21 protein-coding genes are annotated in these 26,497 nt (G+C 72.2%); 10 read left to right on the forward strand and 11 right to left on the reverse strand.

Annotated features, from left to right (window positions below):
- Positions 1–2: 2 nt before the first annotated feature.
- Genes shc through hpnC form a run of 5 tightly spaced genes read right to left on the reverse strand, consistent with a single transcriptional unit; the run spans position 3 to position 6,067 of the window.
- Positions 3–1,937: a squalene--hopene cyclase gene (shc, locus tag OOZ19_RS07430; protein ID WP_266089269.1), complete on the reverse strand. Its 1,935-nt coding sequence runs from the start codon at positions 1,935–1,937 to the stop codon at positions 3–5.
- Positions 1,931–2,944, reverse strand: coding sequence for a polyprenyl synthetase family protein (locus OOZ19_RS07435; protein ID WP_266089270.1), 1,014 nt, complete (start codon positions 2,942–2,944; stop codon positions 1,931–1,933). Before OOZ19_RS07435 ends, shc begins: the two co-directional genes overlap by 7 nt.
- On the reverse strand, positions 2,941–4,305 hold the full coding sequence (gene hpnE, locus OOZ19_RS07440) for a hydroxysqualene dehydroxylase HpnE (RefSeq protein ID WP_266089271.1): 1,365 nt from the start codon (positions 4,303–4,305) through the stop codon (positions 2,941–2,943). Before hpnE ends, OOZ19_RS07435 begins: the two co-directional genes overlap by 4 nt.
- Positions 4,302–5,165 carry a phytoene/squalene synthase family protein gene (locus tag OOZ19_RS07445; protein WP_266089272.1) on the reverse strand — a complete coding sequence of 288 codons (864 nt, stop codon included), beginning with the start codon at positions 5,163–5,165 and terminating at the stop codon, positions 4,302–4,304. The genes hpnE and OOZ19_RS07445 overlap by 4 nt, the downstream gene beginning before the upstream one ends.
- A complete protein-coding gene (gene hpnC / locus OOZ19_RS07450; RefSeq protein ID WP_266089273.1) occupies positions 5,162–6,067 on the reverse strand; it encodes a squalene synthase HpnC in 906 nt (301 codons plus the stop codon). The genes OOZ19_RS07445 and hpnC overlap by 4 nt, the downstream gene beginning before the upstream one ends.
- A 454-nt stretch (positions 6,068–6,521) precedes the next feature.
- Between hpnC and OOZ19_RS07455 the strand changes: the two genes are divergently transcribed.
- Positions 6,522–7,562 carry an aldo/keto reductase gene (locus tag OOZ19_RS07455; RefSeq protein ID WP_266089274.1) on the forward strand — a complete coding sequence of 347 codons (1,041 nt, stop codon included), beginning with the start codon at positions 6,522–6,524 and terminating at the stop codon, positions 7,560–7,562.
- Between the two features lie 82 nt (positions 7,563–7,644).
- Here OOZ19_RS07455 and OOZ19_RS07460 read toward each other — a convergent pair whose 3' ends face one another.
- Positions 7,645–8,241, reverse strand: a complete 597-nt coding sequence (locus OOZ19_RS07460; protein ID WP_266089275.1) for a sigma-70 family RNA polymerase sigma factor — start codon at positions 8,239–8,241, stop codon at positions 7,645–7,647.
- Positions 8,238–9,191 (reverse strand): oxygenase MpaB family protein, encoded by a 954-nt coding sequence (locus OOZ19_RS07465; RefSeq protein ID WP_266089276.1) that lies wholly within the window; start codon positions 9,189–9,191, stop codon positions 8,238–8,240. Before OOZ19_RS07465 ends, OOZ19_RS07460 begins: the two co-directional genes overlap by 4 nt.
- 222 nt (positions 9,192–9,413) lie before the next feature.
- Between OOZ19_RS07465 and OOZ19_RS07470 the strand changes: the two genes are divergently transcribed.
- The 3 genes from OOZ19_RS07470 (at position 9,414) to OOZ19_RS07480 (ending at position 13,560) form a co-directional block, all read left to right on the forward strand.
- Positions 9,414–10,631 carry a TetR/AcrR family transcriptional regulator gene (locus OOZ19_RS07470; protein ID WP_266089277.1) on the forward strand — a complete coding sequence of 406 codons (1,218 nt, stop codon included), beginning with the start codon at positions 9,414–9,416 and terminating at the stop codon, positions 10,629–10,631.
- 273 nt (positions 10,632–10,904) lie between these two features.
- On the forward strand, positions 10,905–12,047 hold the full coding sequence (locus tag OOZ19_RS07475; protein WP_266089278.1) for an acyl-CoA dehydrogenase family protein: 1,143 nt from the start codon (positions 10,905–10,907) through the stop codon (positions 12,045–12,047).
- Positions 12,048–12,063: 16 nt separating this feature from the next.
- Positions 12,064–13,560 carry an aldehyde dehydrogenase family protein gene (locus OOZ19_RS07480; protein WP_266089279.1) on the forward strand — a complete coding sequence of 499 codons (1,497 nt, stop codon included), beginning with the start codon at positions 12,064–12,066 and terminating at the stop codon, positions 13,558–13,560.
- Positions 13,561–13,754: 194 nt separating this feature from the next.
- On the opposite strand, the gene OOZ19_RS07485 is transcribed toward OOZ19_RS07480, so the two are convergent.
- The 4 genes from OOZ19_RS07485 to OOZ19_RS07500 all read right to left on the reverse strand — a co-directional run bounded on the left by OOZ19_RS07485 (position 13,755) and on the right by OOZ19_RS07500 (position 18,110).
- On the reverse strand, positions 13,755–14,780 hold the full coding sequence (locus OOZ19_RS07485) for an NAD-dependent formate dehydrogenase (protein WP_266089280.1): 1,026 nt from the start codon (positions 14,778–14,780) through the stop codon (positions 13,755–13,757).
- A 315-nt stretch (positions 14,781–15,095) separates the two neighbouring features.
- Complete coding sequence (locus OOZ19_RS07490) at positions 15,096–16,307, reverse strand: AGE family epimerase/isomerase (protein WP_266089281.1); 1,212 nt, start codon at positions 16,305–16,307, stop codon at positions 15,096–15,098.
- Positions 16,308–16,513: 206 nt separating this feature from the next.
- Positions 16,514–17,287, reverse strand: a complete 774-nt coding sequence (locus OOZ19_RS07495; protein ID WP_266089282.1) for an SDR family NAD(P)-dependent oxidoreductase — start codon at positions 17,285–17,287, stop codon at positions 16,514–16,516.
- Positions 17,280–18,110 (reverse strand): crotonase/enoyl-CoA hydratase family protein, encoded by an 831-nt coding sequence (locus OOZ19_RS07500; RefSeq protein ID WP_266089283.1) that lies wholly within the window; start codon positions 18,108–18,110, stop codon positions 17,280–17,282. Before OOZ19_RS07500 ends, OOZ19_RS07495 begins: the two co-directional genes overlap by 8 nt.
- A 271-nt stretch (positions 18,111–18,381) precedes the next feature.
- Here OOZ19_RS07500 and OOZ19_RS07505 point away from each other — a divergent pair, with 271 nt between their 5' ends.
- The 6 genes from OOZ19_RS07505 to OOZ19_RS07530 all read left to right on the forward strand — a co-directional run bounded on the left by OOZ19_RS07505 (position 18,382) and on the right by OOZ19_RS07530 (position 26,497).
- A complete protein-coding gene (locus OOZ19_RS07505) occupies positions 18,382–19,638 on the forward strand; it encodes an acyl-CoA dehydrogenase family protein (RefSeq protein ID WP_266089284.1) in 1,257 nt (418 codons plus the stop codon).
- Between the two features lie 39 nt (positions 19,639–19,677).
- Positions 19,678–21,018 (forward strand): phosphotransferase family protein, encoded by a 1,341-nt coding sequence (locus tag OOZ19_RS07510; RefSeq protein ID WP_266089285.1) that lies wholly within the window; start codon positions 19,678–19,680, stop codon positions 21,016–21,018.
- Positions 21,019–21,087: 69 nt separating this feature from the next.
- Positions 21,088–22,014 (forward strand): SMP-30/gluconolactonase/LRE family protein, encoded by a 927-nt coding sequence (locus tag OOZ19_RS07515; protein ID WP_266089286.1) that lies wholly within the window; start codon positions 21,088–21,090, stop codon positions 22,012–22,014.
- Between the two features lie 129 nt (positions 22,015–22,143).
- A complete protein-coding gene (locus OOZ19_RS07520; protein ID WP_266089287.1) occupies positions 22,144–23,940 on the forward strand; it encodes an acyclic terpene utilization AtuA family protein in 1,797 nt (598 codons plus the stop codon).
- Positions 23,927–25,408: a CoA transferase gene (locus OOZ19_RS07525; RefSeq protein ID WP_266089288.1), complete on the forward strand. Its 1,482-nt coding sequence runs from the start codon at positions 23,927–23,929 to the stop codon at positions 25,406–25,408. Before OOZ19_RS07520 ends, OOZ19_RS07525 begins: the two co-directional genes overlap by 14 nt.
- A gap of 39 nt (positions 25,409–25,447) precedes the next feature.
- Complete coding sequence (locus OOZ19_RS07530) at positions 25,448–26,497, forward strand: flavin-containing monooxygenase (protein WP_266089289.1); 1,050 nt, start codon at positions 25,448–25,450, stop codon at positions 26,495–26,497.

Raw genomic sequence — 26,497 nt, forward strand, 5'->3', positions numbered from 1 at the left:
GCTCACCCCGCCACCGCGCGCTCGTAGCGGCCGAGCGCGGTGAGCGGGAAGATCAGCCGGTACAGGTGGTAGTTGATCAGGAAGTCACCGGGGAACCCGGTGCCGGTGTAGTGCGGCTCGTCCCACGTCCCGTCCGGGCGCTGCGTGGCGGCCAGGAACTCCACGCCGTTGCGCACGGCCTCCCCGGTGTGCGCTCCCACCGCCAGCAGCGCCATCAGCGCCCACCCGGTCTGGGATGCCGTGGAGGTGCCGACACCGATCCAGCGCGCGTCGGTGTAGGAGCGCATGTCCTCGCCCCAGCCGCCGTCGGAGTTCTGGTGCTGTTCGAGCCAGCGGGCCGCGCGCCGCAGCGCCGGGTGGTTCGCGGGCAACCCCGCTTCGACGAGTGCGGGCACCGCGGCGCCCGTCCCGTACAGGTGGTTCGCGCCCCAGCGGCCGAACCACGAGCCGTCCGCCTCCTGGTTCTCCAGCAGCCAGCGCACTCCCGCCCGGACCACCGGGTCGTCGCGATGTCCCAGCGCGGCCAGCGCCTCCACGACGTGCGCGGTGACGTCGGCCGACGGCGGGTCGACGACCTCGCCGAAGTCGCAGAACGGCAGCCGGGTGACGAGCCTGCCCGTGTTGTCGGCGTCGAACGCGCCCCAGCCGCCGTCGCGGGACTGCATGCCGCGCAGCCAGTGCACCCCGCGGTCGAGGGCCCGGCGCACCGCGACGGGTTTGGTGTGCTCGACCCGGTTCAACGCCAGCAGCGCGACGGCGGTGTCGTCGGTGTCCGGGTAGCCGTCGTTCTCGAACTCGAACGCCCACCCGCCGGGAGCGAGGTTCGGCCTGCGCACCGCCCAGTCCCCGGTGACCCGGACCTCCTCGGCGAGCAGGTAGTCCGCTGCGCAGCGCAGCGCGGGGTGGTCGGCGGCCAGTCCCGCGTCGCGCAGCGCCTGCACGCTCAGCACCGTGTCCCACACCGGGGATTGGCACGCCTCCATCCGCCGCACCGGCCCGTCCGGCGTCAGCTCGTGGATGAGGAATCCGTCGAGGCCCGCGAGCCCTTCGCGCAGCACCGGGTGTTCCAGCGGATAGCCGAGCAGGTGCAGCGCCAGCAGCGAGTACACCCACGGCGGCTGGATGCCGCCCCACGATCCGTCGGCCTCCTGACGGGCCACGATCCACTCCGCGGCGCGGCGCATCGACAGCTCCCGCAGGGCCTTCACCGGCCGCCGCTCGTAGCGGTGCAGCACGGCGTCGAGCGCGTGGAACGCGCGGCCCCACGCCCCCGTCGGCCGCGGCGCGCTGCGCCCGGTGCGCAGTTCCGAGACGCTCACGCCCAGCTCGCGACGTGGGCGCAGGGTGCAGACCACGGTCAGCGGGACGACGGTCTGACGCGCCCAGCATGCCCAGTCGGCCAGGTTCAGCGGCACGGATTTGCCCAGCAGCACCACTTCCGGCGGCATCGCGGGCAGCTCGTCCCAGGACCACTCGCCGAACAGGGCCAGCCAGATCCGGGTGAACACCCGCGTGCCCTCGATCCCGCCGTGGGCGAGGATCCACGACCGCGCGGTGATCATGTGCTCGGCGTCGGAGGCGTCACCGGCGAGCTTGAGCGCCGTGTACGCCTCCACCGTCGTCGAGAGCTCCCCGGGGCCGCCGTGGAAGTTCGCCCACGTCCCGTCCTCCCGCTGCTGGGATCGGATCCAGCGCGCGGCGCGCTCGGTCTCACCGGGGGTCCGGATGCCGAGGAACTGCCGCATCAGCAGGTCTTCGACGTCCATCGTGACGTTGGTCTGCAACTCCCCCTTCCACCAACCGGCGTCGTCCTGCAGCGACAGCAGGTGCTCGCGAGCCGCCAGCAGCGCCGCGTGCGCGCGGACTCCGCCGCCCACGGGCAGGTCCGGAAGGGTCTGCTGCTCGACCCCGGATCGGGTCAGTTGTTCGGTCACCATTGCCTCCGCACGATGAATTCCGCGAGTTCGGTCAGGGCGTCCACCGCAGGACCTGTTCGGCCGCCGGTGTGCAGGTGCGCGTACGCGGCGGTGAGCCTGCGTTCGCATTCGGTCTCGGCCCAGTCCCGCGAGCCGGCCTGCCGCACCAGGTCGGCGGCCAGCTCGGCACGAGGCCCGATCAGCGGCTCGGGGTCCTGGTAGAGCCCGCGCAGCCGCTCACCCGCCGGGGTTCCGGAGGTGAGGGCGTGCACGATGGGCGCGGTCTTCTTGCGCGCCCGCAGGTCGGAGAGCACCGGTTTGCCCGTGGTCGCCGGATCGCCCCACAGGCCCAGCAGGTCGTCGACGAGCTGGAAGGCCATCCCCAGCTCGCGACCGAAGGCGTGCAGCCGCGACACCGTCGCCGCATCGCCCCCGGCGGACAGCGCACCGAGCGCGCAGGCGCAGCCGAGCAAGGCGGCGGTCTTGCCTTCGACCATCCGCAGGCATTCGGCGAGGCCGACGTCGTGGCGCCGTTCGAACCCGAGGTCGGCGGCCTGCCCGACGATGAGGCCGCCGGTCGCCGAGCTCAGGATCCGCACCGACTCGGCGGCGTGGTCGATCGGCGCGTCCACCAGCACGTTCGTGCCGAGCGCGAGCAGCGCGTCCCCGGCCAGCAGCGCGGCGGGCCTGCCGAACACGGTCCACGCGGTCGGCCGGTGCCGCCGGGAGGTGTCGTCGTCCATCAGGTCGTCGTGCAGCAGCGAGAAGTTGTGCACCAGCTCGACCGCCGCCGCCGCGCGCACCGTGCTGGGCGCGTCTTCGGCGATCGCCCGCGCGGCGAGGAACACCAGCGCGGGGCGCAGCGCTTTGCCGGTGCGGCCGTCCGGCGTGCCGTCGGCGTGCACCCAGCCGAAGTGGTATTCGCAGACGCGCCGGGTGTGGTCGTCGAGCTCGCCGACCGCGGCGCGCAGCGCGGGCTCCACCTGCTTGCGAGAGGTGGTCAGCACGGTGGGCACTGCAATGGTCATCGGGGCACCTCCACGCCCTCTCGCCGGACATCGCCGACGGCCGCCCGCACGACTTGCGCGGCCAGTTCTCCGCTGCGCACAGCGCCTTCGAGGGTGTCGGGCCAGCCGGTGGCGGTCCACGCTCCCGCCAGTGCGAGGCCGGTCGGCCCGCAGCCCGCCGCGGGGCGCAGCGCGCCGGTGCCGGGGGCCTGGCCGAAGGTCGCCCGCGGTTCGCGGGTGACGAAGAAGTCCTCGACCCGCGCCCGCCGCGCCCTCGGCAGCACTTCCTGCAACGCGGGCACGAACTCGGCGCGCAGCTCGTCGGCCCGCCGGTCCAGGTGCTCGTGCGCGGCCGACAGCGAGATGGCCAGGTATTGCCCGTGGGGCGCTCCGGCGATCGAGGTCCGGTCGAACAGCCACTGCACCGGTGAGTCGAGGACTGCGGCCATCGGCTCGGCGAGCACGGGCCGGTCGTAGCGGACGTGCACGTTGACGATCGGCGCGGCCGACAACGCGGCCCACCGCCTCGCGGCGGGCAGCGGCAGTTCCGCGAGCAGCGCGGTGGCGTGCGAGTGCGGCACGGCGAGCACGACGGAGTCGGCGTTGAGCACGTCCTCCCCGCCGCGACCGCGGACCGGAACCCGCCAGCCCAGTTCGTCATGGCGCAGCACCACGGCCTTGGTGCGCAGCAGCACCCGGACCCCGGCGGCTTCCAGCGCCCGGTGCGCGACGGTGCCGTGCAGCTCGCCCAGCGGGCGGCGCGGGATGCCGATGTCCGCGGCGTCCGAGGTGTCGAGCAGGCCGGTGCGGAACACCTTCACCGCCAGCGCCAGCGATGCCCGGTCGGGTTGGGCGTTGAGCGCCGCCACCGACAGCAGGCCCCACAAGGCGTCCACGGCTCGCCCCGTTTCGCCGCGGGACCGCAGCCAGGCGCCGAAGCTGATCTCGTCGAGCGCCGGGTCCGCCGGGTCCAGCGCGCGCAGCGCCATCGCGGTGCGCGCCGCGCCGAGTCGCTCGCCCGGCCCGAGCTCGCCGTACCCGAGCAGCGCGGGCGCGAGGTGCGCCGGGGCGGGAAGCCGCCGTCGCCGCAGCACGCTCTCCCGTCCGCCCGGGCTGAGCACCGGGATCCGCAGCCTCGGCTGGATCCGGATCCCGTCGGCCGCGCCGATCCTGCGCAGCAGCGCGCGGTAGGCCGTGTAGCAGCGCAGGATCACGTGCTGCCCGGTGTCGACGGCCAGCTCACCGCGCTGGAACGAACCCGCCGCGCCACCGAGGCGGGCGCGGGTCTCCAGCAGCGTCACGTCGAGTCCGTCGTCGGCGCAGCGCAACGCCGCGGTGACCCCGGCCAGGCCGCCGCCGACGACGAGCACGTCGCGGCTCACGGCGCCATCCCCGCCATCGATCGGGCCGCGACGCTCGCCTTCCGCCACGGCGACAGCGAGGTGCGCGAGCGCATGGCGCGCGCGGGCGCGACGGCGATGGCGTGCAGCACCTCGTGGTAGATGCCGGACATCGACGCGCAGCAGGCGCGGCTGCGCCGGTCGAGCATCGGCAGCAGCGCGAACCCCTCCCGGTACCACTGCTCGGCCCGGTGCACTTCGAACCGCACGAGCCGCGCGAGCCCCTCGGCGTCGCGCGCGGCCGGGCCGGGTTCGCCGGGGACGAGGTGCACGCCGAAGCGCCGCAGGTCGTCGGCGGGCAGGTAGACGCGTCCGTTGTCGTGGTCCTCGCGGATGTCGCGCAGGATGTTGGTCAGCTGCAGCGCCACCCCGAGCGAGTCGGCGCGGCGTTCCGCGAGCGCCCGGTCGCCGGTGCCGAACACGCCGAGCGAGAGCCTGCCGATGGACCCGGCGACGCAGCGGCAGTAGTGCAGCAGATCGGCGAACGTCGTGTACTCGACGCCGCGCACGTCCGCCTCGCAGCCGTCGATCAGCTCGTCGAACGCGGGCATCGGCAGCGCGAGCCGCGACTCGGCGTCGGCCAGCGCCACCAGCACCGGGTCCGCGGAGCGCGGGCTCGCGTCGTGCAGCGCGGCGCGGGTGTCGGCGAGCAGGCGCAGCTTCTCCGGGGCGGGCAGTGCACCGTCTCCGATGTCGTCGACGCGGCGGGCGAACGCGTACACCGCGGAGAGCGCTCGGCGCTTCGGTCCCGGCAGCAGCCGGATCCCGTAGGAGAAGTTCCGGGCGCGGGCGCGGGTGATGCGCTCGCATTCCCGATAGGCCTCCTGCACCGAGGTGTTCACCAGGAGCCTCCTGACAGCAGCAAGCGAGCGCCTTCGGCGGCGATGCGCGCGCGGGCAGGTGTGACGTCACCGCTGACCGGGTCGAACCGGGCGGCGGCCAGCGCACGAGCGGTGGCCCGTCCGCCTGCCACGTACCCGGCGACGGCGAGCCGCGCGGGCAGCGGCAGCCGCCCGACCAGCAACGCACCGGAGTCGAGCAACCGGCGGGCCCGAGTGACCTGGAAGCGCAGCAGCGCCCGCCAGTGCTCGGGCGCGCGGCCGGTTTCGAGCTCGTCGAGCCGGCACCCGTAGTGGCGCAGGTCCGCTTCGGGCAGGTAGACGCGGCCTTGGCGGTGGTCTTCGAGGACGTCCTGGCAGTGCTCCAGGATCTGCAGGGCCGTGCAGATCCGGTCCGAGAGCGCGACCAGTTCGGGCCGCGCGCAGCCGAAGACGTGCAGCACCGACTCGCCGACGGGGTTGGCCGACAGCGCGCAGTAGTCGACGAGTTCGGCGAACGTGCGGTACCGGCGGACGTGCTGGTCCCGGCGGTTGGCGTCGATCAGCCGCACCAGCACGTCCTGCGGGATCCCGCACTCGTGGACGGTGATGGCCAGCGCCCGCAGCAGCGGCAGTCGCGGGGTGCCCCGGTAGGCGTGGCGGAGGTCGGCTTCTAGGTGGTCCAGGAGGATTTCGCGGTTGCCGGGTGCTTCGTCGCCCGCGTAGTCGACCAGGCGGAAGTACCCGTAGAGCGCCATCAGGTGCGTGCGCGGTCCGCTGGGCAGGACGCGCGCCGCGACGGGGAAGTTCTCGTTTCCCGCTCGCGCGAGCACGGCCGCGGTGTCGGGGAGCTGCGCGGTGAAGTCCGCCGCCCGCGCGGTCGTGCGCTCGTGGGCAGGGCGCCCGCGAGCCCGAGAAATGTCCACTGTGGCCCTCTCCCGCCTACGACCAGGGATGGTCCGGCCAGCGTAGGACCGCTGCTGAGCCCGACGCAGGCCGAACCAACCCCTTCGAGTGGTGAGGGGAATTCACATTCCCCTGATCAGTCCACTGTGGACTTGAATCGGAAAGCGGTAGTCTCGCAACCGGGTTCGCGACGGCGATCGCACCCGGCCGCACCCCGCGGCGACCGAAGTCCGCGGCCCGCCCGGCCGTGCCGTGACCGGGAGTCACCCCGACCAGGGCGACGGCGGTGGATTCACCGCTACCGGGGCATCCGGGACGGCGTCCCCTCACCACGAGCAACCGGTTCCGCACCAGGACGGATGAACTCGGCGGATCCGGCCTAACGGGAGTCGCCGAGCGGGAACAAACGAGTGCGCGTTGATCGTTGTCCATCGGGGCCGCGACCGGCCCGCAGCGCCGACAGGAGGAGCAACAGTGGAGTACCGCCAGCTGGGACGATCCGGACTGCGAGTCTCGACGCTGACCCTGGGGACGATGACCTTCGGCGGCGAAGGGAGGTTCGGCGACCTCGGCAACACCGACGTCGACGGCGCCAAGCGGCAGATCGACATGTGCCTGGACGCCGGGGTGAACCTGATCGACACGGCGAACATGTACTCGACCGGGCTCGCAGAGGAGATCGTCGGCCAGGCGATCGCGGGCAAGCGCGACGACGTGCTGCTGTCCACGAAGGTGCGGTTCCCGATGGGCGACGGTCCCAACGACGCCGGGCTCTCGCGCCACCACATCATCAACCAGGCCGAGGCGAGCCTGCGCAGGCTGGACACCGACCACATCGACCTCTACCACGTCCACGAGTGGGACGGGCAGACTCCGCTGGAGGAGACCCTCGAAGCGCTGGACACGCTGGTGCGGTCCGGCAAGGTGCGCTACCTCGGGGTGTCCAACTACGCGGGCTGGCAGCTGGTCAAGGCGCTCGGGGTGGCCGACCGGCTCGGCTACCAGCGGTTCGTGGCGAACCAGGTCTACTACTCGCTGGAGAGCCGCGACGCCGAGTACGAGCTGATCCCCGCTTCGATCGACCAGGGCCTGGGCGTGCTGGTGTGGAGCCCGCTCGCGGGCGGGCTGCTGTCCGGCAAGTACCGCCGCGGCCAGCAGGCCACCGAGGGCAGGCACATCGCCAAGGAGTGGAACGAGCCTCCGGTCCGCGACGTGGACAAGCTCTACGACACCATCGAGGCCGTGGTGGACATCGCCGCGTCGCACGGCGTCTCGGCCGCGCAGATCTCGCTGGCGTACCTGCTGCGCAAGCCGGGAGTGACCTCGCTGGTGGTGGGCGCCCGCAAGGACGAGCAGCTGCGGGACAACCTCGCCGCGGTCGAGGTGAAGCTCAGCGACGAGGAGTTCGAGCAACTCGAGAAGATCAGCGCGCCGTGGCTGATCTACCCGCACTGGCACCAGTCGGCGGCGGCCTTCGACCGGCGCAGCCCGGCCGATCGGGCGCTGCACGGATGATTCCCGCCCCGTCGGCCTGCCCGTGCGCCGGGGCCCGGCCGACGGGGCCAGGCCCCGGCCGGACCAGGTGCGCTCGGAGTGGTCAGGCGGTCGCGTGTTCCCAGGAGTCGGCTTTGAGCAGGGCGCCGAGCCTGCGGACCGCGCGGTACTGCAGCGCCCGCACCGCCGGTCCGTCGCGTCCCATCCGCGCCGCCGTCTGCTCCACGCTCAGCCCGAGCGCGAAGCGCAGCACCAGGCAGCGGTGCTGGTCGTCGCTGAGGTCGCAGGCCCGCGACCACAACCGGTCGGCCATCAGCCGGTCCAGCACCCGATCCTCCAGCGTGTCGGTGCCGCACCGGTTCGGGTCGAAGTCACCGGTCACGACCTCGCGCCGGTGCCGCGCCGATTTGACGTGGTCCAGCAGCAGGTGCCGGGCGATGGTGACGAACCAGGCGCCGGGGTCGTTGCTGCCGCGGCGCACGGTGGCGATGCTGTGCAGCGCGCGGGCGAACGTCTCGTGCACCAGGTCCTCGACGGTGGAGAAGTCGGTGATCCGCGCGCACAGGAAGTTCCCGACCAGGTGCCGGTACCGCTCGTAGAGCCTGCCGAACGCGACGGTGTCGCCGCGCTGGGCGTCTTCGACCAGTTGCCACGCCGCGTCACCGGACAGCGCCTCCGGTTCGCGCATCGTGGCGGTCATGTCGCCCTCCCGGTGAGCTGATGGTCCACCGGCGGCGCCGGTTTCCGGTTCGGTGCCGCCGAACGGAGCTCTGCGGCCGGAAGCCCGGTCGGCGCCGGTGCCAAGCGCGCTCCGGTGCGCCACCGGTCGCGGAGGATGGCGGCCACCGCGAGGGGCGTGTACTGCAGCGGCCACGGCAGCACCCGGATCGCGCCGCCGGCGAGCCGCCCGAAGCGGCGGAGCCTGCGCTCCTCGACCGCGGTCCAGCGGATCCCCAGCCGGTCCCGCAGTTCCGGTGGCAGCGCGCCGACGGTGGTCAGGCGCACGAGCTTCCCGGCGGGCCGTGCGAACAGCCCCCACAGCGGCAGCGGAATCCACCGCGACGGCGGGGCCGGCCCGGTCAGTTCCGCCAGCACGTCACTGGTCGATTCCGTCGCCTCCAGGCGCTCGCGGACGATCCGGTCGAACCAGTCCTGCGCGGCGGCCCAGTCGGCGGGCATGTGGTGGTCCTTGATGTGCAGCGCGCGCCCGATTTCGCGGAACTCCTGCCACATCCGCTCGGTCTCCTCGGCGGTCATGGGATCGCCGAACACGCGCGCCGTGTCGACCATGAACCGGGCGAGCGTGAAGTGCACCCACGCGTAGGCCTCGGGGTTGAGCGCGTGGTAGCGGCGCCCTTCGCCGTCGACGCCCTTGATGCCCTTGTGCAGCTCGCGCAACCGGTCGCCCTCGTGCGCCGCGCCGGGTCGCATGCCGTAGATGAACCGCATGGTCGACAAGTGGGTGCGCACCGCGCGCCGCCAGGGCTTGGCCTTGAACTCGGAGTGCTGCAGAACGCCCGCGCCCACCACGGGGTGCGCCACTTGCAGCAGGAGTCCCGTGCCCGCCAGGAACAGGCCGGAGAGGTGGCCGAACCTGCGCCACGTCACCGAGTCCGCTCCGGGTGGTCGCAGGTTGTCGACGTCGTTCATTGCGCGCCTCCACGATCGACGGTGATCCGGGGAAGGGTCGGCAGCACCGGGCATCCGAGCAGTCCGACGTCAGGTTCATCCGCCCGATGCGATGCGAATTACGATTAACATAAGCACCCCTGGCGAAGACCGTCAAGAACGTTCGCGCCCGCGCTGGCAGGCAAAGCGCGCGAGTGTAAAGTCGCCCCCGCGACCACGCCGCGAGCAACGGAGGTATCACTCATGGCATCTCCGGGCACCCGCAGCGGCAGGTCCGGGAGCACCAGGACCGGAGCCGGTTCGTCGCGGCTGCGCACCGACGACCGCAGGGCGCAGATCTCGGCCATCGCCGCCGAGCTGTTCAGCGAACGCGGCTACCACGGCGTCGGGCTCGGCGAGATCGCGTCGGCCGCCGGGATCACCGGGCCGGCGATCTACCGGCACTTCCCCAACAAGCAAGGGATCCTGGCGCACGCGGCCCGCGAGTTCGCCGCCGCGCTCAGCTCCTGCGCGCAGGAGGCCGACGCCGAACCCGGCAGCGACGAGGCCAAGCTCGACTCGGCCGTGCGCGCGGTCGCCGCGCTCGTCGTGCGCCGCCGCGGCAGCATCCGGCTCTACCAGTGGGAGGCCCGGCACCTCGACGACGAGGACCGCGCCCAGCTGACGAGCTCGCTGCGCACGCTGATCGCGGTGGTCGCCCACCGGCTCGGCGCGGTCCGCCCGGAACTGCCGGAGGCGACCGCGGGACTGCTGGCCTCCGCCGCGCTCAGCGGCATCGCCAGCTGGTCCACGCACCGGGTGGCGCTCAGCGACCGAGCGGCCGAGGAGACGTTGCGCTCGGCGGCATCGGTCGTGCTGGCTGCGGATCCGCCGGCGGCACCGGGCACCCCGGTCGCCCCGGGCGGCGCGGGCGTGTCCGCGTTGGCGGCTCGCCGGGAGAAGCTCCTCGCCGCCTCCGTGCCCCTGTTCCGCAAGCAGGGCTTCCACGCGGTGAGCATGGAGGAGATCGGCACCGCCGCCGGGATCAACGCCTCCAGCGTCTACCGCCACTTCAACGGCAAGGCCGACCTGCTCGCCGCCGTGTACTACCGAGCCGCCGACCGGCTGGCCGTGGCCACCGGCCGGGCCGTGGACGACGCGGGCGATGCCGCCACCGCGCTGCGCGGACTCGTCGGCGCCTACGTCGATTTCGCCTTCGGCAACCGGGATCTGCTCGCGATCTACCTGTCGGAGTACCGGAACCTGCCCACCGACGACCGGCACGCGCTGCGTCGGGCCCAGCGCGACCACGTCCGGCAGTGGGTGACGCTGACCGGCCAGGTGCGCCCGGACGCGCGCCACCCGCAGGTGACGGTGCAGGCCGCGCTGAACGTGATCAACGACCTGGCGATGCCGAGCACCCCGCTGGCCGCTCCCGAGCAAGCAGCGCACCTGGCCTTGGACGTCCTGCACTTCGCTTGATCTTTCGGCCCCGCTCTGCTCGACGCCCCGTCCGGAGAACCGCTCGCCGAATCGTTGTGAAGCGACAATCGCCTGCCCCCCTCGCCGAAAGTCACCCGGAAACCCCGTCAAGTCGGCTTGTTGATGCTGGTCCAGAGCACGCTGCTTGCCACTAAGTTAATCGCGATTTACAGTGCCGGCAGGCGGCGGTCGCCCAGCGGGCGGTCGCCGCCGACCACTCCCCGAGGGACTACGTCCGGCCCCGCGCAGGCCATCCCGGAAGGAACGACACCCATGCCTCGAGTCCTCAGCGACGAGCGACGCGACTTCGTCCAGGCGATCGCCGAGTTCTGCCGTCGCGAGTGCGGAACCAAGCAGCAGCGCGACGAGCTCACCGGCGGCGGCGAGCACCCGCACAACCAGGAGCTCTACGGCAAGATGGCCGAGCTGGGCTGGCTCGGCGCGTACATCCCGGAGGAGTACGGCGGGGCGGGCCTCGGCATGACCGAGCTGTGCCTGTTCCTCGAGGAGACCGCCTACGGCCGCGCGCCGATCGGCGGCTTCGCGACCACCATCATCTCCGCCGCGGCCTACGCGAAGTTCGGCTCACCGGCGCAGAAGCGCACCGTGCTCGAAGGGGTCGTCGCCGGCCGCCTCGAAGCGGTGTCCATGTCCGAGCCGGGCGCGGGATCCGACGTCGGCGCGCTCACCTGCAAAGCCGAGCGGCGCGACGGCGGTTGGGTGATCAACGGGCAGAAGACGTGGTGCTCCAACGCGCACATCTCCGATCACGTCCTGCTCACCGCGCGCACCACGCCCGGCGGCACCAAGCACGAGGGCCTCACCCAGTTCATGGTGCCCACCGGCACTCCCGGCCTGGAGATCCACAGCATCGACACGATGGGCGGGCGCGAGGTCAACGACCTGTACTTCACCGACTGCTTCCTGCCCGAGGACGCGGTCGTCGGCACCGTGGACCAGGGCTGGAAGCAGCTCATGGCGGGGCTCAACCTGGAGCGGATGATCCTGGCCGCGCTGATGCTGGGCACCGCGCGCCGCGCCTTCGACGACACCGTCGGCTACGTGAAGGAGCGCGAGCAGTTCGGCAGGCCCATCGGCAGCTTCCAGGCGCTGCGGCACCGGATCGCCGACATGGCGACGGAATTGGAGTGCGCCCGGCTGCTGCTCGACGACGTGGCCCGGCAGATCGACGCCGACCCGGAGCGGACCTTCCCCCGGGAGGCGTCGATGGCGAAGCTCAAGTGCACCGAGCTCGCCAAGCACGTGTCGCTGGAGGGCATGCAGATGCTCGGCGGTTACGGCTACGCCACCGAGTACGGCATGGAGGCGATGTTGCGGGAGACGGTGGTGTCCACCGTGTACGGCGGCACCAGCGAGATCCAGCGCGACATCATCGGCAAGACCTACGGGCTGTGAAGGGAAGGGCTCGACCATGACCGAGACGACGACGTCCACGGCCACGGCCACGGATCGGCTGCGCTCCACCAACCCCGCCGATGGTGCCCTCGTGGCCGAGTTCGACGTGGACGGGCCGAAGCAGGTGGCAGCGGCCGTCGGCCGGGCGCGTGAAGCCGCCACCTGGTGGAGCGGGCTGAGCTTCCGGGACCGCGAGCGGCACCTGCTGCGGTGGGCGGCGCACCTGGTCCGGCACGCCGAGGAGCTCTCGGAGCTCACTCGCTCCGAGAACGGCAAACCGAACGATGACGCCTACCTGGAGCTGACGCTCACCTTGGAGCACATCCGGTGGGCGGCGAAGAACGCCCGCTCCGTGCTCCGGCCCCGTTCGGTGTCGCCGGGCTTGCTGATGGCCAACCAGTCGGCGCGGATCGAGCAGCGCCCGCTGGGCGTGGTCGGCGTGATCGGGCCGTGGAACTACCCGCTGTTCACGCCGAACGGCTCGATCGCCTACGCGCTGGCCGCGGGCAACGCGGTGGTGTTCAAACCCAGCGAGCACACCCCCGCCGTGGGGAAGTTCTACGCCGACGCGTTCGCCGCGGCGAACCCGGAGGCGCCGCCGGGAGTGCTGGGCGTGATCCAGGGCGACGGTGCGACCGGCGCCGCGCTGTGCCGGTCCGGGGTGGACAAGCTCGCGTTCACCGGCTCCACCGCCACCGGCAAGAAGATCATGGCGTCCTGCGCGGAGTCGCTGACTCCGGTGCTGGTGGAGTGCGGCGGCAAGGACGCGTTGATCGTCGCCGCGGACGCCGACGTGCGCGCCGCCGCCGACGCCGCGGTCTGGGGCGCCCTGTCCAACAGCGGCCAGACCTGCGTCGGGGTGGAGCGGATCTACGTGGTCCGCTCGGTGCGCGAGCAGTTCCTGGCGGAGGTGGAGCGCAGGCTCCGCCGAGTGCGGGCGGGCACCGACTACGGGCCGATGACCGTGCCGTCCCAGGTGGACATCGTGCGCGGGCACATCGAGGACGCGCTGGCGCACGGCGCCACGGCCGTGGTCGGCGGCGCCGAGTCGGTGCGCGCGCCGTACGTGGACCCGGTGCTGCTGGTCGACGTGGACGAGGATTCCGCGGCGGTGCGGGAGGAAACGTTCGGGCCGACGATGGCGGTGCGCACCGTGGAGTCCGCGGACGAGGCGGTGCGGCTGACCAACGCCACCGAGTACGGCTTGGCGGCCACGGTGTTCTCCCGCAAGCACGGCAGGGACATCGCGCGGCGCATCCGGGCCGGGGCGACCTCGATCAACTCGGTGCTCGGGTTCGCGGGCGTGTCGGCGCTGCCGTTCGGCGGGGTCGGCGACTCCGGCTTCGGCCGCATCCACGGCGCGGAGGGGATGCTGGAGTTCAGCCGCTCGCACTCGCTGACCCGGCCACGCTTCGCGCTGCCCGGAATGGCGCTGATGAGCTTCGACCGCACCGCCTCGACGATGCGCACGATCAAGCGCATCGCGACCTACCGCCACGGCCGCGCCAAGTAGGCGCCGCCGACGGCCGCCTTGCGAAATGAACGGACCGTTCGCCCGAGCGGTTCGGGCGAACGGTCCGTTCACTCGAACCGAGCCGCTCCGCTCGGACGGACGTGTCGGCCTCGCTCACGAGCTCGCGGGGTGAACGGACCGTTCGTCCAAGGGGATGGGACGAACGGTCCGTTCACTCATCGAAGTCGCGCGGGTCAGTTCGGCTGGGCCACCACGTAGTCCTCCTGGAGGGGTTCGCCGTCGAGGTAGCGGCGGATCGAATCCTGGATTCCCGCCGCGTAGCGCTGCTGGGCCTCCAGGGTGGTTCCGGAGACGTGCGGTGTCAGCGCGTGGCCGGGCATGTTCCGCCACGGGTGGTTCGGCGGCGCGGGCTGCGGGTACCAGACGTCACCCGCGTAGCCGCCGAGGTGCCCGGTTTCGAGCACCTCCACCAGCGCCTCGGTGTTCACGATCTGGCCGCGCGCGATGTTCACCAGCCACGAGCCGGGCCGCATGGCCCGCAGCCGCCGTTCGTCGAACAATCCCTTCGTCTCCGGGGTCAGCGGGCAGGACAGCACGATCGCGTCGGACTGCGCCACCAGCTCGTCGAGGTGCTTGAACCGCGCGCCGAACACCGCCTCTTCGGTGCTGCTGCGACGGTGCTTGGTGTTGTAGAGGACCTTCACGTCGAAGCCTCGGAGCCGCAGCGCGATCCGCTGCCCGATCTGGCCCATGCCGACGATGCCGACGGTCTTGTCCTCGATGTCGTGGGAGCTCGCCGCGATGTCGGCGATGTCCCACCTGCCGTCCACCACCTGCTGGTAGGCGGGGATGTAGTTGCGCACCAGGGCGAGCAGCTGCATCACGGCGTGCTCGGCCACGCTGACCACGTTGCTGCCGGTGATCTCGGCGACGGTGATGCCGAGTTCGGCCGCCGCCTCGGCGTCGACGTGGTCCGAGCCGACCCCGGCGGTCAGGACCAGTTCGAGCCGCTGCGCACGACGCAGGTCGTGCGCGGACAGGTACGTCGGCCAGAACGGGGTCGTGATGAACACGTGCGCGTCGGCGAGGTGTTCGCGCAGCGCCCGGTCCCGATCGCTGAGCACGACGAGGTCGTGCCCCTCGGACTCCAGCATCTTCGCCAGTCCCAAGGCGCCCTCGGTGCTGCCGAGCAGCTTCAGGCCGGAGTGGTCGACGTGCTGTTCAGCGGGTCCGGGGTAGAGCACAGCCACGAATTTCACGGCCGCCTCCTTCGGAGTCGGTGCCATCGCCTCCCCCGGCTACCCGCACCTCGCCGATCGACACCGGCCCGTTCCGGCGCGGGGATGTCGTCCTTCCGCACGAGGGTTGAATTCACTTGACACTGAAGCAATTCGGAGGACAGATCGTTCGGAGCGTAGAAGATCTTCTTCTCGGTTCGAGCAAGACGACCACCGGCGGAACCTCGGCGGCTACCTCGCGAGGACAGCGCTATCGCTCGTGGCGAAGCCACCCGCGACACCGATCCCCGCTACGAGGACGCCGCTGAGTCCGCCGCTACCAACCAGGCCAGGGCCTCAACCGGTGACGGCTCCGATGAAGGACGCCGCGGGCGGGAGCTGCGGGAGGAGGGTGGCCTGGTAAGCGTGGTAGAGGTCGGGCTTGCCCTCCCAGACCGTGGCCGCCGGCCGGTTGTGCTCGTCCAGCTCGTGGCACCAGGAGCCGAGTTCGCGGTCCACGAAGCAGCGCTCGGCGTGCTCGGCCCAGGTCGCGAACCAGCGGGCGTACTGCTCGTCGCCGGTCGCCTGGTGCAGCGCCCAGGCGGTGGCCAGGGATTCGGCGATGACCCAGTGCAGGCGGTTGCGCACGACGGGGACGCCGTCGAAGTCCGTGGTGTAGACGAAGCCTTCCGCGCCGTCCACGTTCCAGCCGTCGCGCACCGCGGTGGCGAACAGCTCCCGCGCATCGTCGAGCAGCCACGCAGGGGCCTCGTCCCCGAGGGCGTGCCGGACGTGCAGCGCCAGGCGGGACCACTCCAGCAGGTGCCCGATGGTCACCCCGTACGGGCGGAACTGGTCGGCCGGCTTCTCGCGGTTGTAGTCGAGCCGCACGTTCCAGCCCGGGTCGAAGTGCTCGGGCAGCCGCCAGTCGTGCTCGCGGGCGAAGCCGTGCACCACGTTCGCCACGATGCGGGCGGCGCGGTCGGACCAGCGGCGGTCCCCGGTCACGTCGGCGGCTGCCAGCAGGGCTTCCACGGTGTGCATGTTGGCGTTGACGCCCCGGTAGGGCTCCAGTTCGCTCCAGGTCCGGTCCCAGGAGTCGGCGACGAGGCCGAATTCCTCCTGCCAGAAGCGGGAATCGAACACTCCCAGCGCTTCGTCGAGCAGCGCGCGTCCACCCTCGGCGCCGATCGCGGCGGCGCTGGCGGCGGCCAGCAGGACGAAGGCGTGCTCGTAGGCGCCCTTGTGGTCGGCGACCGGCCCGGCGGCGGTCGCGGAGGCGAACCAGCCGCCGTTGTCGTCGTCGTGCAGCAGGCCGCGCAGCGCGGTGACGCCGTGCTCGACCCGCGGGCGCAGCTCGTCCTGGCCCTGCGCGACGGCGAGCGCGAGGACGTGCGTGGTCCGGCAGGTGATCCACGTTTCCACCGGCCGCTCCGGCACCGGCGCACCGGCGGAGTCCAGCCAGGCGAAACCGCCGTCCGGGTGCGCCGCGTGCCCGGCGAACGCGAGTACCCGGTCCGGCTCGGCACGCACCCACTGCGGCACGAACGCCTGCGATTGCTCAGTCACGACGTCTACCTTCCGACGATTCGGGCGCGCTGCCCGCCCTCCGCTCCGGCCCGGACGGCCGGTGGTCCGGTCGACCAGCTTTGCACAGGGAATCGCCGCGGCACCACGTGCCTCGCACGCCCGGAGCAGGCATGGATGAGTCCACAGTGGACATCACTGTCCGCGCGGAGGCGGCGACCGCGGGTGAGCTCCGCGCCCGATGGAGGTCAGAAGGCCGAGTAACCGCCGTCCAGGGTGATCGCGTCGGCGGTGTGGAAGGCGCTGGCCGGGCTGGCGAGGTAGACCGCGAGGGCGCCGAAGTCGTCGGGTTCGCCCCAGCGGCCGACGGGCATCCGGGGCAGCACGCGCCGCTGGAACGGCTCCGAGTTCAGCGCGGGGTCGGCCATCGGCGTGCTCACCCAGCCGGGCAGCACCGCGTTCGCGCGGATCCGGTGCCGGGACAGCTCGATCGCGATGGATTTGATCATCGCGATCAGTGCGCCCTTGCTGGCCGAGTACGCCTGCCCGCGCGGCTGGCCCTGGACCGCGGCCAGGCTGGCCGTCCCGACGAGGCTGCCGCCCTCGCCCTGCTGGACCATCCGCGCGGCGGCGGCGCGCAGCGTGAGGAACGCGCCGTCCAAGTTGACCCTGGTGACGCGGTGGAACTCGGTCAGATCGGTCTCGATGAAGCGGGTTCCCGCGCCGCCCACGCCGGCGTTGGCGAAGCACGAGTCCAGCCGCCCGAAGTGGTCGACGAGCCGGCTCATCGACTGCTCGACCTGGTCCTCGTCGGCGACGTCGCAGCGCACCGCCAGCACCTCGGTGCCGTGGCGGCCCAGGTGCTCGGCGGCCTCGGCGTTGCGCTGCTCGTTGGTCCCCCACAGGCACACGCCCGCGCCCGCCGCCGCGAGGGCATCGCCCATCGCCAGGCCGATACCGGAGTTGCCGCCGGTGACGAGGGCGACGTGACCGCTGAGGTCGAACGGGGCGGACTCAGGCATCGCCGGCCCCGTCCGGGTCGGTGAACTCGGGGGCGCGATCGCCGAAGGCGGCTTGCACGGCTTCGATCTGGTTGGGGGTGCCGAGCAGCGCGGCCAGGGCCCGCTGTTCGGCGGCGAAGCCCTCCTCCAGGTCGACCTGGCCCGCCGCGTCGAGCAGGCGCTTCGCGTGCCGCACGGCGTCCGGGTTCTTGCCCGCGATCTCCGCCGCCAATTCGAGGGCCGCTTCGGCCGGGTCGTCGGCGAGCTTCGTCGCCAGGCCCAGCGACACGGCCTCCGCTCCCCCGACGACGCGGCCGGTGAAGGTCAGCTCCTTGGCCACGTCGCGCCCGACGAGCTCCGGCAGCACCTGGGTGCCGGTCATGTCCGGCACCAGACCCCACTTGATCTCCAGCACGGACAGCCGGGAGCCGGGGGCGACCACTCTGATGTCCGCGCCCAGCGCCAGCTGCAACCCACCGCCGTAGGCCACGCCGCGCACGGCGGCGATCACCGGTACCGGCAGGTGGCGCCAGACGTGCACGGCCTGCTGGCCGAGCGCTTTCGCCGGTCCGATCGGCGGGTGCGGGGTGCGGCCGTCCGGTCCGCCGCCGCCCGCCATGGCGCGGAACGACTCGAAGTCCAGGCCCGCGCAGAACGACCGGCCCTCGCCGCTGAGCACCACGGCTCGCACCCGCGGTTCCTCGTGGAGTCGCAGCCCGGTCTCGGCCAAGGCGCTGAACATCTCCGGGTCGAGCGCGTTGAGCTTGTCCGGCCGGTTCAGCCGCACCTGCGCCACCCCGTCGGCGATGGTGCAGGACACGCGCTGCTGCGCGGGATCGGTCAAGGCTCCTCCTCGCGTGCGGGGCCGCCGAGCACGGCCGCCACCTGCGGCTGCGCACGGCTTCGCGCCACCGTAAGCCCACTCCACGCGGGCAGTCAAGACTGACTGCTAGGGCTGCTCGTGTCCACAAAGGACGGCTGTGGGGACGTCCTTGTCGGCGGCGTGCGGTAGTCGTATCGTCAGTGCCCGTTCGCTCCAGGGACGGTCCTCGGCGCCGTCCTCCGCCACCGCGGCCACGGTCGGCCGCCTGCTTGAACGAGCACCGAGGAGAGCGATGGACTTCACCCTGCCCGACGAGCTGGTGCGAGTGCTCGGCGAACTCGACGCCTTCGTCGACGCCGAGATCTGGCCGCTGCAAGAACAGGACGACAACGCGCGCTTCTTCGACCACCGCAGGGAATTCGCCCGCACCGATGTCGAAGCGGGCGGCACTCCGCACCCCGAATGGGAGGCGCTGCTGGCGGAGATGTTCCGCCGCGCGGACGCGGCCGGATGGTTGCGCTACGGCTTGCCGGAGTCCGTCGGCGGCAGCGGCGGCAGCAACCTCGACATGGCCGTGATCCGCGAGCACCTGGCGTCGAAGGGGCTCGGGCTGCACAACGACCTGCAGAACGAGTCCTCAGTGGTCGGAAACTTCCCGTTCGTGCACATGTTCCTGGAGTTCGGCACCGAAGCGCAGCGCCAGGAATTCGTCGAAGGCATGCTCACGCATCGCAAGCGGGTCGCGTTCGGGCTCACCGAACCGGACCACGGCAGCGACGCGACCTGGCTGGAGACCACGGCCGTGCGCGACGGCGGCGACTGGATCATCAACGGGGGCAAGCGGTTCAACTCGGGACTGCACTCCGCGACCCACGACGTGATCTTCGCCCGCACCTCCGGCGACGGCGGGGACGCCCGGGGCATCACCGCGTTCATCGTGCCCACCGACGCGCCCGGCTTCTCGGTCGACTTCCACTGGTGGACGTTGAACATGCCCACCGACCACGCCGAGGTGACCCTGCGGGACGTGCGGGTACCGGAGTCGGCCGTGTTCGGCGAGGTCGGTGCGGGGCTCGCGCTGGCCCAGCACTTCGTGCACGAGAACCGGATCCGCCAAGCCGCCTCCGGGGTGGGGGCCGCGCAGTTCTGCATCGACCGCAGCGTCGCCTACGCCCGCGACCGCACCACCTTCGGGCAGCCGCTCGCGCAGCGCCAGGCCGTGCAGTGGCCGCTGGTGGAGCTGCACACCGAAGCGGAATTGGTGCGCAACCTGGTGCGGCGCACCGCGTGGGAGCTCGACCGCCGCCCGCACCACGAGATCAGCGACCGGGTCTCGATGTGCAACTACCGCGCGAACCGGCTGGTGTGCGACGCGGCCGACCGGGCGATGCAGGTGCACGGCGGGCTCGGCTACACGCGGCACGAACCGTTCGAGCACATCTACCGCCACCATCGGCGCTACCGGATCACCGAGGGAGCCGAGGAGATCCAGCTGCGCAAGATCGCCGGTTACCTGTTCGGCTACGCCGGTCCGCGACGGAAGAGGTAAGGCGTTGCTGCTGCACACCGAGGATCCGGGGTGGCGCCGATGAGCGAGGAACTCCGCGCGCGGCTCGCCGCCAGGCTCACCGGTCTGTGCGGCGGGCCCGTCGAGGTGTCCGCTCCGGAACGGCTCACCGGCGGGGCGAGCCGGGAGACCTGGACGTTCCGCGCCACGACCGCGACCGACGCGCGCCAGCTGATCCTGCGCCGCGATCCGCCCGGCTACGACCGGCCGGAGTCGATGGGCGTGGAGGCGGCCGTGATCGCCGCCGCCGCTCGGTCCGGGGTGCCCGTCCCCGCGTTGCTGGACCACGACGCCGACCCGGCGGTGCTCGGCGCGCCGTACCTGATCAGCGAACACGTCGAGGGCGAGACGATTCCCCGGCGCCTGCTGCGGGAACCGGAGTTCGCCGGGGTTCGCCCGACGCTGGCCGCCGAGCTCGGCAGGGTGCTCGCCCGCATCCACCGCATCCCGGTCGAGCGGGTTCCCGGCCTGGCGCACCCCGATCCGCTGGCCGCGCTGGAGGCCGATCACGCGCGCCACGACGAACCGCTGCCCGCGCTGGAGCTCGGCCTCCGGTGGCTGCGGGAGCATCGGCCGCCGCCCGCCGGGGACGTGGTGGTGCACGGGGACTTCCGCAACGGCAACCTCATCGTCGATCCGCGCGGGCTGCGCGCGGTGCTCGACTGGGAGCTGGTGCACCGCGGTGATCCGCTGGAGGACCTGGGGTGGCTGTGCGTCAAGGCGTGGCGGTTCGCCGCCGCGCCACCGGTGGGCGGCTTCGGGGAACGCGCGGACCTGTTCGCCGGGTACGCCGAAGTCGCGGGCTGGGCGCCGGATCCGGCGGCGGTGCACTGGTGGGAGGTGTACGGGACGGTGAAGTGGGCGGTCGGCTGCCGGGACATGGCCCGGAGGCACCTGACCGGCGCGGACCGCTCGGTGGAGCTCGTTGCCATCGGAAGGCGGGTGTGCGAGCAGGAGCACGATCTGCTGCTGGCACTGGGAATTCGGCCGTCACCGGAGGACGCACCGGAACCGGCCGCACCTGAGCCTGATCTGCACGGTCGGCCCACGGCGGTCGAACTCGTGGAGGCGGTGGCGGAATTCCTGCGCACCGACGCGCGGCCCGCGTTGGAGGGACGATCCCGGTTCCACGCGCTGGTGGCCGAGAACGCGCTCGGCGCGGTGGAACGCGAGCTGCGCCTCGGACCGCGGCAGCGGCGGCGGCGAGCGGACCGGCTGACCGCGCTCGGCTACCGGGACGAGGCGGAGCTCGCCGCCGCGGTCCGCGCCGGAGCCGACGGCGACGACGTGCTCGCCGCCGTGCGCGAGGGCGTCACGGACCGCCTGCTGGTCGCCAACCCCCGCTACCTCGGGAATCCATGACGCCGAAACGAGCAGGTCGCTGAACTTCCTCCACCCGCCGATCCAAACCGCTATGAGAGGTGTCCCGCTATGTCCGAACTGACCGCTGTCGCTGATGGGCTGAGCTTCCCCGAAGGACCGGTCGCGCTCGACGACGGTTCCGTGCTGGTGGTGGAGATCCGGCGCGGCACCCTGTCGCGGGTGGCGCCGGACGGCGCGGTCTCCGTCCTCGCCGACTGCGGGGGCGGCCCGAACGGTGCCGCCATCGGGCCGGACGGCGCGGTGTACGTGTGCAACAACGGCGGATTCGCCTGGCACGACCGCGAAGGACTCACCGTCCCCGGCGGCCAGCCCGACGACTACTCCGGTGGCCGCGTTCAGCGCGTCACCTTCGACGGTGCCGTGACCGACCTCTACACCGAAGTGGACGGCCATCCGCTGCGCGGCCCGAACGACCTCGTGTTCGACGCCCACGGAGGCTTCTACTTCACCGACCTCGGCAAGACCCGCGGGCGGGACATGGACTTGGGCGGGCTGTACTACGCGCTGCCCGACGGTTCCCGAGTGGAGGAGATCGTCTACCCGCTCCAGCAACCCAACGGAGTCGGGTTGTCCCCGGACGGCGACCGCGTGTACGTCGCCGAAACGGGGCCGGGCCGGGTGTGGTGCTGGGACGTCACCGGCCCCGGCCAGGTGCGCGGGCCCGCGGGCGGTGCCGGTGCACGCCACGCGAAGCTGCTGCACGGCTTCGCCGGGGCGCAGATGCTCGACTCGCTCGCGGTGGACTCGGCGGGCAACGTGTGCGTGGCGACCCTGAACACCGGAGCGATCACCGTGCTGAGCCCGGAAGGGGAGATCGTCGACGTCGTGCCGGTCCCGGTGCCGGATCCGCTGGTCACCAACATCTGCTTCGGCGGCCCCGACCTGCGCACGGCCCACATCACCTCCTCAGGTCGCGGCGTGCTCTACCGCACCGAGTGGCCCCGTCCTGGTCTTGCTCCTCAGTTCACCGCGTGAGGACTCCTCCCGGAACGTCCTGAGCCCCTGCATGACCGCCACGATCACGCCGGCCTTCGCGGAACGGTCGTGGCCGCGAATCCAGTCCCGGCCTAGCGTGGGACCTGACTACTAGCGAGGTGTTCGGCAGTGCGTGAACGCGCCATCCGCATCGGCGATTTCTCCGGCTACCTGGGCGACCGGTTCAGCGCCGTGGACGAGGTGCTGGCCGGTGATCCGGTGGACGTGCTGATCGGCGACTACCTCGCGGAGATCACCCTCGCCGCGCTGTCGGTGCGCTACCGGCGGGACCCGGCGCGGGGCTACGTGGAGTACTTCGTCGACCAGTTGCGCCCGCACCTGGCGACGCTCGCCGAACGGGGCGTCAAGGTCGTCACCAACGCGGGCGGTTTCCACCCCGCCGCCCTCGCGTCCGCGCTGCGGGAGCTCATCGCCGCCGAAGGCGTCGCGTTGCGGGTGGCCCACGTCGAAGGCGACAACGTGCTCGACCGGCTGGCCGCCTACCAGCAGGCCGGGCACCGCTTGGAGAACCTCGATTCCGGTGCTGCGCTCACCGAGTGGGACGCCGACCCGATGGCCGCGAACGCCTACCTCGGCGGCTGGGGCATCGCGGAAGCGCTCGCGGGCGGGGCCGACATCGTGGTGTGCGGCCGGGTCACCGACGCCTCGCTGACCGCCGGGCCCGCGGCGTGGTGGCACGGCTGGGGACGCGAGGACTGGGACGCGCTGGCCGGGGCGGTGCTGGCCGGGCACATCATCGAGTGCGGCCCGCACGCGACCGGCGGCAACTTCTCCGGGTTCACCCGGGTCCCGGGCATGCTCGTGCCCGGCTTCCCGATCGCCGAGATCGACGCCGCGGGCGACAGCGTCATCACCAAGCACGCCCACGACGGCGGCACCGTCACCACCGACACCGTCACCGCGCAGATCGTCTACGAGATCCAAGGCCCGGCGTACCTGAACCCGGACGTCACCGTGCACCTCGACGAGGTCGCGCTGGAACTCGACGGCCCGGACCGCGTTCGGGTCTCCGGGACGACCGGTTCTCCCCCGCCGCCGACGACGAAGGTCGCCGTGTTCGGGCAGCTCGGCCACCAGGTGGTCAACACCGTGTTCGTGACCGGGCTGGACGTCGACGCGAAGGTGGACCTGCTGCGCGCGCAGATCGGCCGCGACGTCCCGGAGGGCGTCACCGACCTCGACATCACCCGGATCGGCACCGCCGCGGCGGATCCGAGCACCCAGTGGGACGCGACGGTGGGCCTGCGGGTGATGGCGACCGCTGCGGAGAAAGCTCCGCTGGAGCGGTTCGACGCGGCGGCGCGGCTCGGCTCGCTGTACCTGCAGAGCGTTCCCGGCTACTTCCACGACGGCGGTGCCGGGCTCACGTCCACGCCCCGCCCGCGCATCGACTACTGGCCCGCGCTGCTGCCGATGTCCGAGGTCCCGCACCGGGTCGTGCTCGCGGACGGGTCCGTCGTGGACGTGAAGCCGCCGGTGCGCACCGAGCCGGTGGCACCGCAACCCGCGCACCCGGAGCCCGGAAAGCCCGCCACCACCGGGGGAACCCGCTCGGCACCGCTGGGGTTGCTGGCGCACGCGCGCAGCGGCGACAAGGGCGGCAACAGCAACGTCGGCGTCTGGGTGAGCGACGACCGCGCCTGGCCATGGCTGCGCGAGGCCCTGTCCACCGAGGCGTTGCGCGAGCTCATGCCCGAGTGCGCGGACCTGCCCGTCGTGCGCCACGAGTTCCCGAACCTGCGCGCGGTGCACTTCGTGCTGCGCGGCCTGCTGGGCACCGGTGGTTCGTCGAACCTGCGCGTCGATCAGGTCGGCAAGGCCGTGGGCGAATACCTGCGGGCGAAACACGTGACCATCCCGGTGGAACTGCTACCGGGCGAAGGAGGCAACCATGTCGCTGACTGACCGCGTCGCCGCAGCCGTGGCCGCACCGGCCACCTCGGACGCGTTCGATCCGCACGCCGAGCTCGACGAGGTGCTCGGCGGTGTGGGGATGAGTTCCAGCGATACCGGTGGATCCGTCACCTTCCACGGCGCGGACCCGGTGGTGCCCAGCACGCTGCGGCTCGGCGGCGGTTCGGCGATCGCGCTCGCCGCGAAGTCCGCGGCGATCGCCAAGCTGTGGCGGCTGCGCGGCGGCGACGGCCAGGACATCGAGGTGGACCTGCGGTCCGCGCCGCACCGGCTGTGCCCGTTCTACGACCGCAAGTGGGAGCTGCTCAACGGTCATCCGGCGGCGACGGCGGCGAATCCGTCCAACGCGCTCGGCTTCGCCTTCTACCGCACCGCCGATGACCGGTGGATGATGCCGCTCAACCCCTACCCGAAGATCAAGATCGCGGCGCAGAAGCTGCTCGGCGTCCCCGACGACGCCGAGGCCGTCGCGAAGGCGATCTCCGGCTGGAACGGCCTCGACCTGGAGAACGCGGCGGTGGAGGCGGGCACCGTGCTGCCGATGCTGCGCAGCACCGAGGAACTGCTCGCCGAACGGCACTACCGCGAGGCGCTCGCGGACATGCCGCTGGTGGAGATCACCAAGATCGGCGAGAGCGAACCGGAACCGCTGGCCGGCGGCGACTCCCCGCTCGACGGCATCCGCGCCCTGGGCATGGGCCACGTGATCGCCGGTGCGGGCGTCGGGCGAGCGCTCGCGCTGCACGGCGCGGACGTGCTGAACCTGTGGCGCCCCAACGAACTGGAGCACGACACCACCTACGTGACCGCGAACGTCGGCACCCGCTCCGCCACCGTCAACCCGTACAAGCCCGAAGGCGTCGAACGGATCCGCGGCCTGCTCGCCGACGCGGACGTGTTCTTCGCCAACCGACGGCCCGGCTACCTCGACTCCATCGGCCTCTCCCCCGAGCAGGCCGCCGAGACCCGCCCCGGCATCATCCACGCCACCACCACGCTCAACGGCGAGCGCGGCCCGTGGGCCGGGCGGGTCGGGTTCGATCAGACCGCGGGCAGCCTCACCGGCATGATGAACCTCGAAGGCGACGGCGAAACCCCCGGGCTGCCCCCGATCCTGGTGGTCAACGACTACATCGTGTCCTGGCTGCTGACCACCGGGGTCGCCGAGGCGCTGGCTCGCCGCGCCACCGAGGGCGGCAGCTACCGGGTGCACGTCTCGCTCACCCGCGCCGCGCTGTGGATCCTCAGCATGGGCGTGTTCGACAAGCACTACGCCCAGGCCACCGCCGGCAGCGACGCCCGGCACGCCTACCTCGCCCCGGAGACCTTCACCGCCGACACCCCGCTGGGCCACTACCAGGGCGTCACCGACCAGGTGCGGATGTCGGCGACACCGGGGCACTACCGCACGGTGCTGGTGCCGCGCGGTTCCTCCCGGCCGGAGTGGCTGCAGCGCTGAATCCCCGCCCGGGACGGGCGCTCACAACCTGGAGGGTCGATGCGCCAGCCGTCAGTCGCCGTGATCGGCACCGGATTCGGCGGCCTCGCCGCGGCGATCGAGCTCAAGCGGTCCGGACTCGACGACCTGGTGATCTTCGAACGCGGTCCGGACGTCGGGGGCGTGTGGCGGGAGAACACCTATCCGGGCGCGGCTTGCGACGTCCCGTCGCCCTACTACTCGTTCTCGTTCGAACCCAATCGGAACTGGCCGCGACGGTTCGCCGGCCAACCGGCGATCCTCGACTACCTGCGGGGCGTCGCGAACAAGTACGACCTGCGCAGGCACATCCGGTTCGGGACCGAGGTCACGGCCGCGCACTACGTCGAAACCACCCGCACGTGGCGGATCCGCACCGGCGACGGAACCGTGGAGGTCGACGTCCTGGTGTCGGCGGTCGGGCAGCTGTCGCGCCCGTCGTGGCCGGACATCCCGGGACGGGAGACGTTCCGGGGCGCCGCCCTCCACTCCGCGCAGTGGGATCACGACGTCGAGCTGGCGGGCAAGCGCGTGGCGGTCATCGGCACCGGAGCCAGCGCCGTCCAATTCGTCCCGGAGATCCAGCCCGAGGTCGCGCACCTCACGGTCTTCCAGCGCAGCCCGGCCCATCTCGTGCCGCGCTCGGACACCGAGTTCGGGTACCGGGCGGCGCACAAGGTGCGCGCCGCGCAGCTGATCGAACGCGCCGCGTGGTGGGGATTCAGCGAAGCGGTCACCCTGTCCTTCCTCCGCTCCGAGGTGTTGTCGCGCGCCCTCACCGCGTACAGCCGCCGGCACATGCGGCGGCAGGTCCCCGACCCGGACCTGTTCGAGAAGGTGTGGCCGCAGTACCCCATCGGCTGCAAGCGGATGCTGTTCTCCGGCGACTACCTCCCCGCCCTGGCTCAGTCCGACGTGGATGTGATCGACACCCGCATCAGCGTCTGGACGAAGTGCACCAGCTGGTACCGCGACGCCACCGGACGAATCAGCACCAACTGGCCCGGAACCAGCCTCGAATACCGCAGGCGCGCGGCCTTCCAGCCGTCCGTCTACGAACCCGCGGACTGA

The sequence above is a fragment of the Saccharopolyspora sp. NFXS83 genome (genome assembly GCF_026241095.1).
Classification (GTDB): domain Bacteria; phylum Actinomycetota; class Actinomycetes; order Mycobacteriales; family Pseudonocardiaceae; genus Saccharopolyspora_C.